General features: G+C 74.1%; 8 protein-coding genes. 1 reads left to right on the top strand and 7 read right to left on the bottom strand.

Going from position 1 to position 13,006, the window contains the following annotated elements:
• Positions 1 to 9: 9 nt before the first annotated feature.
• The 6 genes from BG452_RS22830 to BG452_RS22805 all read right to left on the bottom strand — a co-directional run bounded on the left by BG452_RS22830 (position 10) and on the right by BG452_RS22805 (position 10,435).
• Complete coding sequence (locus tag BG452_RS22830; RefSeq protein WP_188306214.1) at positions 10 to 2,109, bottom strand: HAD-IIB family hydrolase; 2,100 nt, start codon at positions 2,107 to 2,109, stop codon at positions 10 to 12.
• Positions 2,110 to 2,345: 236 nt separating this feature from the next.
• Complete coding sequence (locus BG452_RS22825; RefSeq protein ID WP_188306213.1) at positions 2,346 to 3,473, bottom strand: NADH:flavin oxidoreductase; 1,128 nt, start codon at positions 3,471 to 3,473, stop codon at positions 2,346 to 2,348.
• 197 nt (positions 3,474 to 3,670) lie between these two features.
• The gene (locus BG452_RS22820; RefSeq protein WP_188306212.1) at positions 3,671 to 5,182 is read right to left on the bottom strand and encodes a leucyl aminopeptidase family protein; all 1,512 of its coding nucleotides are present in this window, start codon (positions 5,180 to 5,182) and stop codon (positions 3,671 to 3,673) included.
• Complete coding sequence (locus tag BG452_RS22815; RefSeq protein ID WP_188306211.1) at positions 5,179 to 7,719, bottom strand: hypothetical protein; 2,541 nt, start codon at positions 7,717 to 7,719, stop codon at positions 5,179 to 5,181. The genes BG452_RS22820 and BG452_RS22815 overlap by 4 nt, the downstream gene beginning before the upstream one ends.
• Positions 7,720 to 8,021: 302 nt before the next feature.
• A complete protein-coding gene (locus BG452_RS22810; RefSeq protein ID WP_188306210.1) occupies positions 8,022 to 9,167 on the bottom strand; it encodes an aminotransferase class V-fold PLP-dependent enzyme in 1,146 nt (381 codons plus the stop codon).
• A gap of 26 nt (positions 9,168 to 9,193) precedes the next feature.
• Complete coding sequence (locus BG452_RS22805) at positions 9,194 to 10,435, bottom strand: MFS transporter (protein ID WP_188306209.1); 1,242 nt, start codon at positions 10,433 to 10,435, stop codon at positions 9,194 to 9,196.
• Between the two features lie 173 nt (positions 10,436 to 10,608).
• Between BG452_RS22805 and BG452_RS22800 the strand changes: the two genes are divergently transcribed.
• Positions 10,609 to 11,244 carry a hypothetical protein gene (locus BG452_RS22800; protein WP_188306208.1) on the top strand — a complete coding sequence of 212 codons (636 nt, stop codon included), beginning with the start codon at positions 10,609 to 10,611 and terminating at the stop codon, positions 11,242 to 11,244.
• A gap of 78 nt (positions 11,245 to 11,322) precedes the next feature.
• Here the strand turns inward: BG452_RS22800 and BG452_RS22795 are convergent, their stop codons facing one another.
• Positions 11,323 to 12,066: a G1 family glutamic endopeptidase gene (locus tag BG452_RS22795; protein ID WP_188306207.1), complete on the bottom strand. Its 744-nt coding sequence runs from the start codon at positions 12,064 to 12,066 to the stop codon at positions 11,323 to 11,325.
• Positions 12,067 to 13,006: the final 940 nt, after the last annotated feature.

The following is a 13,006-nucleotide window of genomic DNA, read 5'->3' as shown; positions in this document are numbered from 1 at the left end:
CGCGGCGGGTCAGGTGCTCCGGATGGCGTCCAGGATCTGGCGGGCCCAGTCGGTGGGGCGGGTGTGGCCGAGCAGGGTGGAGAGGCGGGTCATCCGGGTGCGGCGTTCGGCCGGGGGCAGGTCGAGGGCGCGAGCGAGCATGGTGGTGAGGTCCTCGGGGGAGCGGGGGTCGGTGAGCAGGGCGGCCTCGCCGAGTTCGGCCGCGGCGCCGGCATGGCGGGACAGGACGAGGACGCCCGGGTCGCAGGCGCAGGAGGCGTCGGCGGCATCGCCGGGGAGCGCGGCGCGGGCGGCGACGAACTCCTTGGCGGTGAGGTTCATGCCGTCCTGGAGGGAGGTGACCCAGAGGACCTCCGCGGCGAGGTACTGGTCGACCACCTCGGCGCTGGACAGGCGCTGCGGCAGGTAGTCGACCGGCTGCCAACCACCGCAGCGCCAGCGCGCGTTGGTCTCCTCGACGCGTCGTTCGAGCTCCCGGCGGGTGGTCTCGTACGCGGTGATGCCGGGTTCGGGCGGCGGGCAGACGAGGCGGAAGACGAGCCGGCCGTGCAGGTCGGGGCGGCGGGCGAGCAGGAGGTTGACGGCGTCGACCTTCTGGACCGGGGCCTTGGCGTAGTCGAGGCGCTCGACGGAGAGCACCACGCGCCGGCCGCCCGGCCGGCGGCGCGGAGCGCACAGCCGGGCGAGCCCCTCGACGGCCCGCCGGTCGATGCCGAGCGGGTGGACGCCGGTGCGCGGCACGCGGGGGAGGCCCGCCAGGGTCCGGCGGAAGCGCTCGGCGAAGGCCTCGGTGTGGAATCCGGCCCAGTCCAGGCGGGCGAGCGAGGAGCGCAGTTCGGCGGCCACGGGGAGGGCGGCGAAGGTCTCCGGGTCGGGGAACGGGGTGTGGTGGAACAGCCCGGTCCTGAGGTCGGGCCGGGTGCGGCGGAGCAGGCCGGGGACGAGCCAGAGGTTGTAGTCGTGCAGCCAGACGGTCGCTCCGGGAGCGGCCTGGGCGCTGATCCGCCGGGCGAAGCTTGCGTTGACGGCGCGGTAGTCGGCCCAGGCGCGCTCGTCGAAGACGGCCCGGTCCGGTTCGGACATCAGGACCGGCCAGAGCGTCTCCTTGCAGGCGCGGTGGAAGTAGCCGCTCCAGGTGGCCGGGTCGACGGGTACGGCGGCCATCGGCGGGGCGGAGACGGGGGGCGGGAGCGGGGCGTGCCGGTCGCGGCCGGTGCGGGCGGTGACCCAGACGCCGGGCAGGTCGTCGGCGAAGGCGCTGGTCAGGGTGGGCAGGATGCCGTTGGGGCTGCTGGGCGGCTGCCAGCTCTCGCCGTTCCAGTGCAGGGGAGGGCGGTGGTAGGCGACCACGAGCGAGTGCGAGCCGACGGGCGTGGGTGCGGCGGAGGCCTCCCCGGAGGTCCAGCCGAGCGTGCGCAGCGCCGCGTGGATGCCGGCGGCACCGGGCCGGTCGGGGCGCTGCACGAGGGGGCGGCCGGCGAGGGCGGTGAGCAGAGCCGGTTCGGCCCCGGCGACGACTACCGCGTGGGTGCCGACGCGGAACAGCGAGAGGTCGTTGAGGGAGTCCCCGGCGACCAGGATCTGCTCGGGCTGCCAGCCCAGTTTGGTGGCCAGGGCCCGTAGCGCGTTGCCCTTGGAGGCTCCGGGCGGCAGGACGTCGAAGTAGCGGTCCGCCGAGTACTCCCAGGCGCAGCCGAGGGCGCCGACGGCCGCGGTGAGCTCCGGGGTGAGCCCGTCCGGCGGGAGGTGGTAGGAGCACCGCCCGTCCTGGCGGACACCGTGCTGGTACACGAGCCCGGGGAACCCGCGCAGCGCGGTGCGGATCCGGTCCGGGCCCGGCCAGCCGGCCCGCAGCTGCTCCTGGACGGGGTCGACGGGGGTGAGGTCGGTGCCGTCGAGGACGGTGGCGCCGACATCGGCGATGATCCACCGGGGGCGGGGGACGAGCGGGTCGCGGAGCACCTCGCGGATCGAGGCGATTCCGCGTCCGGTGGCGAAGACGGTGGTCACCTCGGGGTGGCGGGCCAGCGAGTCCCGTAATCGGCTCCGGTCCTCCCGGGTGCCGCCGAGCAGGGTGCCGTCCAGATCGGTGACCAGAATCCTCGACATCCGACGGACGCTAACACGGTCACCGCGGTCGGTGAAGTGTTCATGTCGGCCTGCCAGGAGCGCAGTTCGGCCGATCGGTGACCTCGCGCGGACCGGTCGGGGCGGAGAGCGAGAAGGCGCTCCAGGTCCCCGGCGTGCTGCCTGCGGCGCGGCCCGGCGCCCGGTGGCGGGATCGGTCGATCCCCCCGCCGGACGCCGGACGCCGGACGCCGGACGCCGGGCGGCGCCGGCGCCGGTCAGCTCAGGGTGCGGACGGCGGCGGCGTCGTACGGGCGCAGCTCGGCGACGCGGTCGGCGAGGACCTTGGCGGCCCACTCCGGGTCCTGGAGCAGGGCGCGGCCGACGGCGACCAGGTCGAACTCGTCGCGCTCCAGGCGGTCGAGCAGGTTGTCGATGCCGGCGGTGTCGGAGCCCTGCCCGGCGAAGGCGGCGGTGACGTCGCCGGCCAGGCCGACCGAGCCGACGGTGATGGTGGGCCGGCCGGTGAGCTTCTTGGTCCAGCCCGCCAGGTTGAGGTCGGAACCGTCGAACTCGGGCACCCAGTAGCGGCGGGTCGAGGCGTGGAAGGCGTCGACCCCGGCCTCGGCGAGCGGGGTGAGGATCGCCTCCAGCTCCTGCGGGGTCTCGGCGAGGCGGGCCTCGTAGTTCTCCGCCTTCCACTGCGAGTAGCGGAAGATCACCGGGAACTCGGGGGAGACGGCGGCGCGGACGGCGGCGACCAGCTCGGCGGTGAACTTCGTCCGGGCGACCGGGTCGCCGCCGTAGGCGTCGGTGCGGCGGTTGGTGCGGGCCCAGAGGAACTGGTCGAGCAGGTAGCCGTGGGCGCCGTGCAGCTCGACGCCGTCGAAGCCGATCCGCTCGGCGGCCGCGGCGGCCTCGGCGAAGGCGCCGATGACGGCATCCAGGTCGGCCGGGGTCATCGCCCGGCCGGCGCCCTCGGTGCCGTCGAGCCGGATGCCGGAGGGGCCGATGGCCGGGGCGTCGGCGATCGGCGGGTCGCCCTGCTTGCGGACCATGCCGATGTGCCACAGCTGCGGGACGATGGTGCCGCCCGCCGCGTGGACGGACTCGGCGACCTCGGCCCACCCGGCGAGCTGCTCCTCGCCGTGGAAGCGCGGGATGGAGTCGCTCTGGCCGGCGGACTCGTGGCCGACGTACGTTCCCTCGGTGACGATCAGGCCGACGCCCGCGGCGGCGCGGCGGGCGTAGTACGCGCGCACGTCCTCGCCGGGCACGCCGCCCGGGGAGAACTGGCGCGTCATCGGCGCCATGACGATGCGGTTGGGGACGGTCAGCCCGTTGATGGTGGTGGGCCGGGAGAGGAGTGCGGCCGCGCGGGAGGCGACGGGCTCGGTGACGGTCATGGGTTCCTCGCGGGTAGCGGTGGTGCGCCGGGACTTCCTGATCGCCGGTGCCAACCACCGCGAGGGCTCCCGCATTTCGTCCTCCGCCCGGAACCCGCCGTGATCCACGCCACTCCACGCCACTTCGTACTGCTTCGTACTGCTTCGTGCTGCTTCGCGTGGTCGGGCGGACGGGTGAGCGAGTCGGGTCGGGTGCGTCAGGCGGACGGGCGCGGGTGGCCGACCAGGAACTCGGCCAGGGTGCGGACGCCGAAGCCGCTGGCGCCGGCGACCCATTCGGCCTCCGTCCCGTCGGAGAGGGCGGTGCCCTGGATGTCGAGGTGGGCCCAGGGGATGCCGGGCGGCACGAACGCACGGAGGAAGTGGCCGGCGAGCAGTGCGGTGCCGTGCCGGGTGCCGAGGGTGTAGTTGACCAGGTCGGCGACCCGGGAGCGGAGCTGGGGCCGGTACGCCTCGGGGAGCGGCAGCGGCCAGAGCGGCTCGCCGGCCCGGGCGCCGGCCGCGCGCAGGCGCTCCACCAGGGCGTCGTCGGTGCCCATCAGTGCGGCGACCTTGCGGCCCAGGGCGATCGCGGCGGCGTCGGTGAGGGTGGCGATGTCGACGATCGCCTGCGGTTCGGTCTCGCCGGCCAGGACCAGCGCGTCGGCCATGATCAGCCGTCCCTCGGCGTCCGCGTGGCAGATCTCGACGGTGGTGCCGTTGCGCATCACCAGGACGTCGCCGACCCGGATCGGGTCGGCGTTGGGCATGTTCTCGGTGAGCGGCAGCCAGGCGTCCACCGCGACGGGGCAGTTCAGCGCGTCCAGCACGGACATCGCCCCGAGGACGGCGGCCGCTCCGGCCATGTCGGCCTTCATCCCGGCCAGGTGCGCGTTGGGCTTGAGGGAGAGGCCGCCGGCGTCGAAGGTGACGCCCTTGCCGACCAGCGCGATCCGTGCGGGCGCCGCCGTCCCCGCCGTCCCCGCCGTTCCTTCGGCCCGCTCCGTCCAGCCGGGCGGCCGGTAGCCCAGCTTGACCAGCCTGGGCGGCAGCAGGGAGCCCCGGCTGACCCCGAGCAGGCCGCCCAGCCGCTCCTCGGCGATCCGCGGGCCCTCCCAGACCTCGCACGACAGCCCGGTCGCCGCGGCGACCTCGGCCGCGGCTGCGGCGAACGCGGGCGGGGTGAGGGCCTCACCCGGTTCGTTGACCAGGTCCCTGGCCAGGAGGACGGCTTCGCCCAGCCGACGGCCCTCGAACAGGCCGCGGGTGGCGTCCGGAGTCTCGGGAGTGAGCACCTCGACGAGCTGGTCGGCCGGCGCGGCCGCACCGCTGCGGTACCGGGTGAACCGGTAGCCGCCGAGCAGGTAGCCCTCGACCAGCGGCCGCAGGTCCGGGCCCGGCGGGTGGACGGCCAGCCGCCGGTAGGCGCAGACGGCCCGGGCCAGCCCGGCGGCCGCCGCCCGGACGGCGCCCCGGTCCGGGCTCCGGTCCGCTTCCCGGTCCGCTTCCCGGTCCGCCGCACGGTCCGGCCGGGCCCGCGGCCCGACGCCGAGCAGCACGGTCACCGGAGTGCCGGGCAGCTGCAGCACCTCGCCCACCTGGCCGCTGAACCCGGTACCGGCGAGGAACGCGGCGGGCAGCTCGGCGGGCAGCTCGCCGACCCGCACCGGCCGTACGACGGCCTCGACCTCGGGGCCGGGCTCGGGGCGCAGCACCCAGGTGACGCTCACGCGCGCTCCCGCCGGGCGGCGCGCCGGGCCGCTCCCCACGCCTCCAGGTCGGCGAGGTACCTGCGGGCCAGCTCGGCCGTGCCGCCGGCCGTGCCGACGGCGGCCCACCCGCGTGCCGCGGAGATCGCGTACGGGTCCAGCCGGAGGGCCTGGAGGTAGCAGTCCTCGGCCAGGACCGGCTGGCCGGCCCGCCGGAAGCACTCGGCCGCGGAGGCGTAGCCGAGCGCGGTGGAGACCGGCCCGAGCCGGGCGGTCCGCAGGAAGCTGTCGGCCGCCTCCCGGGGGAGGCCGCGCCGCAGCAGGCCCTCCGCCACCTCGATGTGGGTCTTGGGCTCGTACGGGTCCAGGGCCAGCGCCTCCGCGACCAGGATGTCGCCGCGGTCGTCCTCGCCGAACGCGTAGCACTCCTTGGAGCGGCTCTCCACGCAGGCCCGCAGGTTCTCCCGCTTGAGGAACTCCTGGTAGGCGCCCTCGGCGGGCACCGACCGGGCCAGCTCCTCGGCGCGGTCCATGTCGCGGGCCAGCCACGTGCGGTCCCGGGCCAGGAACGGCACGAAGCTGACGCTGCGGTAGAACCGGCTCTCCAGCATCGACTTCTCGAACGCGGAGCGGTCCGGCTCCGCCAGCAGCTCCGCGAGCGCGGCGGCACCGATCTCCCGCCAGCGCGCGGCCTCCTCCAGCGACCGCGTCTCGCGGGCGTGGAACACCACCGCCACCACGGCGATGACGAACCGCAGGTGGGTCGGGCAGGCCGGGTGTTCCGCGACGGCGAAGGAGGTGTCCGGCGTGGCCACCCTGCCGGTGCCGATCGAGGCGACGTAGCGCACCAGGTCGCGCCAGTGGTGCAGGCGCAGCTCGGCCGGGGTCCGGAGCCGTTCGACCGGCACGGCCGGGATCAGCTCCAGGACCAGCTTGGTGAATCCGAGCCGGTACAGCACCAGGGCGATCTGCTGCTGCCGCTCGGGCCCGCAGTCGGCGAAGTCGTCCAGCCACGCGCAGAGCCGGTTCCAGCGCGGGGTGCGCAGGTGCTCGGGCAGTTCGGCCGGGTGGTCGACGGTGAACTCGGTCAGCCCGGACTCGCGGATCAGGTTGCGCCGGAACGCCGGCGGCATGAGGCGCTGCCAGTTGACCTCGGCCCGCTCGCTCCCGCGCTCGGCGGACTCGGCGAACTCGTAGGCCAGGCTGGGCAGTCGGGCATACAGGCCGGGGGACTCGGACTCGCCCAGGTTGAAGTACGAGGCGTACATCCGGTAGTGCCAGTTGTTGGCGTACGGCCGCTCCCGGTCGAGGGTGGCGGCGCGTTCGGTCAGTTCGGCGAGTGGCTGGTCGCCGTCGTCCCGGCAGGCGGCCAGCAGGGCGTCCCGGGTGGCGCCGGCGCGCGGTGCGGCGCGGAAGGCCCGTTCGACGAGCACCCGGGCGAACTCGGTGTGCCCGAGTTCGCGGGCGCGGTCGGCGGCCCGCAGCAGTGCGAAGCCGGTGCCGAACGGGCCGAGCCGGGCGGCGTGCAGGTAGCCGGCCAGCGCCTGCTCGTGCTCGCCGGCGCGCTCGTGGGCCTGGGCCGCCTGCATCCGGATCTTCACGTCCCACGGGTCGAGGGCCAGGCCCTCCTCGACGGCGGCGCGTTCGGCCTCGGTGTCGCCCATCCGCACCGCGATCTCCAGGTGCCGGTCGAGCAGCCGTCGGCGGGTCTCCAGCAGGACCAGCTCGTCGTCCCGGTCGGGTGCGGTCAGCTCGGCGACGCCCGCTCGGACGTCGGCCAGCAGCGCCCGGGCGCTGCCGAAGTCCCGCCGCCGCTCGGCGTACATCACCTCGCGCAGCGCCAGCCGGGCGGTCAGCACGGTGTGGGTGAAGGGCGTGAGCTCGCCCGCGACCGCCTTGAGCAGGTCCCGGGCGCGGCCGAGGAGGAGCGGCGCGGCGGAGTCGTCCCCGGCGTGCCGGGCGAGGAGGTAGCCCCAGGCGGCCACCGCCTGGACGTGGGCGACCGTGGGCGCGGGGTGGTCGGCCAGCACCCGGTAGGCCGCGGTGGTCCGCTCCGAGAGGCCCTCGGAGCCGAACAGGGCCGCCGCGCGGGCGGTCTGCAGGCCCGCCGTCACCTGGTCCCGGCAGGCCGCCGGGTCGAGGTCCGCCGGGACGACCTCCAGCACCGCCGTGGGGAGGCAGACCGCGACCAGCCAGTGCGCGAGCCCGGACCGCTCCAGCTGGTCCAGCTCGGCGTGCCGCCGGTACGCCTCGGTCATCCGCCGCCAGGCGGGGGAGGCCAGCTCATCGGGCAGGTCGGTCGGGAGCACCGCCCGGTAGGCGGTCAGCCGGGACTCCTGCACCAGCAGCCGGCGGTAGCTCGCGGGCATCGTCATGCCGAACCGCAGCGAGCCCGGAACGGGGTTCTCGAAACGCCGGGCGGCCAGGACCGCGGACCGCGCCTGGATGGCCGTGGCCGGTGATTCGGCACCGTCGAAGTACGGGCGGTGCACCTCGAAGGTGAGCCAACTCGGCGCGTTGACCCCGACGATTCCGTGACTGAATTCCCACCGGTTCACGCGGTAATTCCTTTACTGATCGGGAGTCGGGCGCCGGGCGATCGGCGACATGCCCCGCGACGTAATCCGGGCGGACCGGAATTCCGTCACGGGGCATGCGCGGAGCGCCGGAATCAGACGCCGGCGTCGTCGACCAGACAGGTCCAGCAGTCCGCCGCACCAGTGCTGATCTCGACCTCGTCCTCCAGGGACTCCCAGGTCTCGTAAGCCATATCGCAACCCCTCTCTTTTCACGGGCCGGCCCGGATATCCGGTCCGGCGAAGTGGTTGAGCGATATTCTTCGGGAACCGGAACAGTGCCGTCAAGGCTTCTGCACGGCAAGCTCCGAGAGGATCTCCGCGACTTCTCCGTCGGTCGTCCAGAAATGCGGGGAAACCCGGACCAGGCCGTCCGGAACGGAAACGTGTATTCCGGCCGACGCCAATCTCCGGACGATCTCCACGCCTTCCGTGCGGCGGCCGGTGAAACTCACCACGCCCGAGTGCCCGGTGCCGTCCGGGGGGAGCACCAGGTGGTAGCCGAGCTCGGCGATCCCGCTGCGCAGCCGGTCGGCCAGGGCGCGCACCCGCTCGGCGACCGCAGTGGTCCCGGCCTCCTCCAGCTCGGCCAGCGCGGCGGCCAGCCCGGCCATGCCGACCAGGTCGTACATCCCGCCCTCGACCCGGGCGGCGGCGGCCCGCTCGGGCAGGTCGTACCGCAGGTGCCCCGGCCCCTTGGACACCTCCGCGGCGCCCTCGTGGCCGAACCAGCCGGTAGGCGTGGTGCGCAGCAGTTCCAGCCGGTCGGCCCGGCAGTAGAACACCCCGGTGCCCGGTGGCCCGCACAGCCACTTGTGCGCGCCCGCGGCCAGGAAGTCCACCGGGGTGTCGGCCACCGACAACGGCAGCGCGCCGAAGCTCTGCACGGCGTCCACGCAGACCAGCGCCCCGGCCTCGGCGGCCAGCGCGCAGATCCGGTCGAGGTCGCAGCGGAAGCCGGTGGCGAAGTTGACGTGGCTCACCGCGACGAGCCGGGTGGCCGGCCCGACGGCCGCCGCCACGTCCTCGATCCGGTAGCCGCCGTCCCGCATCGGCACCCAGACCGGCTCGACCCCGAAGCGGCGCAGCCGCAGCCACGGCCGGACATTGGCCGGGAAGTCCCGGTCGAACAGCACCACCTGGTCGCCCGGGTGCCAGTCCAGCCCGTCGGCCACCAAGTGGATGCCGGCGGAGGTGTTGGGGACGAAGGCGACCTCCTCGGGCGTGCAGCCGAGCAGCCGGGCGACGGACCGCCGGGCGGCGGCCCGCGCGCCGAACAGCGGGCCGACCCTGGCGCTGCCGTGCGGGAGCACCTCGTCCACGGCGGTGCGCATCGCGGCGACGGCGGCGGGGCGCAGCCGGCCGAGCCCGGCGTAGTCGAGGTAGGCCCGGTCGGTGGCCGTGCCGACCGGCCTGCCGGGCCCGCTCACGGGATGCCCGCTCCCAGGACGCCCGCTCACGAGACCGCCTCGACCGAGCGGGCGGCCCGGGTCGCGGTGACCGCCGTCCAGCCGGCCACCAGCAGCGGCACGCCGTGCAGCAGCAGCACCCACTGCGCCACCCAGGAGGGCTGCAGGACCAGGCTGGTGACGAGCAGGCCGGACATGAAGCCCGCGTTGACGGTGATCTGGGACAGTCCGAACGCCCTTCCCCGCCGCCCGTCGGGCAGTTGCTGGAGCGACTGCTTGTAGGTGATCTCGCTCAGCGCGTCGCCCAGACCGGCCCCGGCCGCCGCCAGCAGGCGCGGCCACCAGCCGTCCAGCCAGAAGACGCCGATGAAGCCCACCGACATCACCATGGTGGCCACGCAGTAGACCGGCGCCGGCGCGCGTTCGACGATGCGCTTGGCCAGCGGCCGCAGCACGAAGCTGGCCAGCAGCAGGCCGGCCGCCCAACTGCCCCACACCGCACCGGAGACCACGGCGGGCTCACTCGGGTTCAGTTCGGTGCCCAGCAGCGGCAGCCCCACGTGCTGGGAGGCGCTGCCGAAGGCGTCCAGCCCGCGCAGCACGACCAGCCCGGCCAGCCCGGCGGCCACCAGCAGGGGCCAGGCTCCGGAGCGCTCCCGGCTCCCGGCGGCCGGGCCGTCCGGCTCCCGCATCCGCAGCCGCAGCGCGAGCAGCACCACCGCGGAGAGCGCGTAGCTGGACGCGTCCAGCCCGAACACCCAGCGGTACCCGGCGACGGGGACCAGGACGGCGGCGAGGCCCATGCCGACCATGAAGGCCACGCCCTTGAGCCCGGCCAGCGCGCTGTTCACCGACGGGGTGCGCGGCCCGGCCAGCACGGGAGTGGCGGCGGACAGCGTGGCCTCGAAGACCGACCGCCCGGTGCCGATCACCATCACCGCCGGGTAGAGCCACCAGTTCTGCACGCCCGTCGGCAGGGCCGCCAGCAGGGCCAGCATCAGCGCCCGGGCGAGGTCGGCGCCGATCATCACCCGCCGGCGGTCCCAGCGGTCCCCGTAACGGTGCCCGAGCCGCCCGCCCGCGATCGCGCCCGCGTACAGCGCCACGCTGACCAGCCCGGTGTGCAGGGCCGAGCGGCTGTGCTCCCAGACGAAGACGGACAGGCAGATGAAGTCGAGCGCGTAGCCGACGTCCGAGATCGTCTTGGCGGTCAGCAGGACCGCCAGCTGACGGCGACTCGCCGAGGCCGCCTGCCGTGCCACTTCGGTCCCGGCCACCACGGCGCCCATGAGGTCTCAGCTCCCCTGTCGTGTGGAGGCGGTTGTGTGAGGGCTGACATGATTCCCTCACCAACCCCCCACTTACAAGAGCTCGTTCGATGAGAACGTCGGCCTCTCGCGGCGGACCGCGCCGTCGGTGTCGTCGTGGTGCACGAACCGGCCTCCCGGGAGACGATGCCCCCGTGGACACCGAGACGCTCGTACGGACCCGTCGCTCCCTGCACGCGGTGGCCGAGCTGGTGCTCGCCGGGCCGCAGTACCGGGCGAGCGGGACGATCCGGTTGCGCGCCTGCCCGGGAGGCTTCGGGACGGTGGCCGAACCGTGGCTGCGGGTGGTGGGCGCGGAGCTGGTGGGGCGCGGGCGGGCGATCCCGCTCGTACGCACCAGCTGCGGCGCGCTCGGCGCGGCCCTCGGGCTGGATGCGGGTGCGCCCGCCGGGCTGTACGGGGACGGGCCGGGGATCGACGCCCGGCATCCGATCGAGGTGGACCCGGAGGCGGCCCGCCGGCTGGCGCACTGCTTCGCGCTCGGCGATGCGGCGCTGGTCGGGCTGTTCCCGGGGGAGCGGCCGGTGATCTGGCCCGAGCACTTCGACCTCGGGGTCTCCCTCAGCGCGGTGAACTACGGCGTCTCGCCCGGGGACGCGTTCCTCGCGGAGCCGTACGCGTACGTGGGGCCGCACGCCGACGGCCCGCGGCAGGGGGAGTTCTGGAACGCGCCGTTCGGCGCGGCCCGCCCGCTGCGCGAACTCGGCGGCGCGGGCGGCCTGATGGACTTCCTGGCCCGGGGCCGCCGGATGACGGGCGACGACGCCTGACCGGCGACGACCGACGGGCGACGACTGACGGGCGACGCCTGCCGGGGCACGGCCGTCAGGCGTCCCCGGGCGGAGCGGTCAGCTGTGGTGCCAGGTCACCGAGAAGTCGGCGCCGTCGGTGATCCCTGAGGTGGTGGCCTTGGTGACCTTGTTCGTGGCCATGTCGATGACCGAAGGGTTCGAGGCGCCGAGCTCCTTCCCGTTGACCGAGGCGTTGGTGAAGCCGACCGTGCCGAAATCGGCCAGCGGAAGGACGCCGAAGATGGTGGAGGGAGCCTCGGCGATCACCTCGGCGGAGGCCAGGGCGGCGTCCTTCAAGGACTTGGCGATGCTCCGGCTCCAGCCCGCGGTGGTGTTGCGGAGTGTGAGGGTGAAGGAACCGCTGCCGTTGGTGGTCACGCTCGCGACGAAGTGGTCACCGGCGTTCACGGGGTTCCGGAAGTTGACCGGGTAGGCCGGGTACATCTCGTACCAGGACGAGTAGGACGGGGTGCCGCCCGAGCAGTCGGCCTCGGTGCCGATCTGCTCGACCGTCTTGCTGCCGTCGCCGTCGAGGCCCACCCAGAAGGCGGCGTAGGTGTCGGTGGCGGTGCAGGTGACGGCCGGCTGGTCCCACTCCGCGCTGACGCTGGTGAACGTGCCACCGGTGGCCGCGTAGCCGGACCAGTTGCTGCTGGTGCCGTACGTCAGCGAGCTGTCGTGGTGGTGCTCGGCGATCGGGGCCAGGAAGGTGCCCTGGGCGGGGAGGGCCGGCGAGGCGCTGCCGAGCAGCGCCAGCAGAGAGGTGGCGGCGACGAAGGCGCGCCGAAGGGCTTTGGACATGGCTGGTCCCTGGGGTGTCTGGGAGGAGTTGACCAAGCGTCGACAAAGCTAGCGGCCGAGACCCCGGGCGACGGGCCAGCAAGAGACGGTGATCCCCGGAATCCCCTGGTCGGCCCAGCGAAGCCCACCGGGGCCTGCCCGCCGGCAGGCCCCCTCCAGGGCGCTAGGCGGAAAGCGGCCCGGCGTCGATGCCCGAGATACGGCCCGCAGCGTCGAAGGAGACCACCGCGGTGCCCCCACCGGGCAGAGAAGCGGCGATCCGCGCGCTCGCCGCGGCTGGTGATCGACGGCTGGTTCGCCCTGCACGGCGTCCTGGTGCAGGAGGCGGCCGACCGTCCGGCGTGCGCTGACGAGCAGAAGTTGCCCCGGGCCCGGGACGGGGGTACTGTCTCCCAGTCGCTCGGCAGGGAGCACCGGACACGCATCGGCGCGGACGGTCCCGGGGCGGCCAATCCCTTGAAACACCATGTCAGGCTCGCGCCTGCCGTTTCGCCTTTCGCGTCCCGGCCCGGTGCTTGTTTGCCATGTTCGTTTTATCGGATTGCAGCTGGATTCGCTTTTCGGAGCGGTGGTCGGCTAGTGTTTGAAACGTCGGACAGGGCGTCAAGCCCCGGAAGACACCGGCGAGTTGGATGAACGAAGCCCCGGAAACGGAGCGGAAAACATCTGATAAGCTGGGAACACGAAAGAACGAAGCGCCCGGAGGGCCCGCTGGAAGGCGGCTCGAAGGAAGTGTCCGTTCCTTGAGAACTCAACAGCGTGCCAAAAGTCAACGCCAGATATGTTGACATCCCCGGCCTTGATCGTCTGATCGGGGTTGGAGATTCCTTTTGAAACAAACACTAGCGAGGACGCAGTGCGCGGGACCGCCCTATTCCGGTGGTTGCCGTGCCGCTCAACGCGGGTGTGCACCGGCCCTGCTTGATTGTGGGGCCGAGTA

The sequence above is a fragment of the Streptomyces sp. CBMA123 genome (genome assembly GCF_014596465.1).
Taxonomy (GTDB): domain Bacteria; phylum Actinomycetota; class Actinomycetes; order Streptomycetales; family Streptomycetaceae; genus Kitasatospora.
The sequence above is the reverse complement of the archived record's forward strand: the minus strand, read 5'-3'. Positions and strand labels throughout refer to the sequence as shown.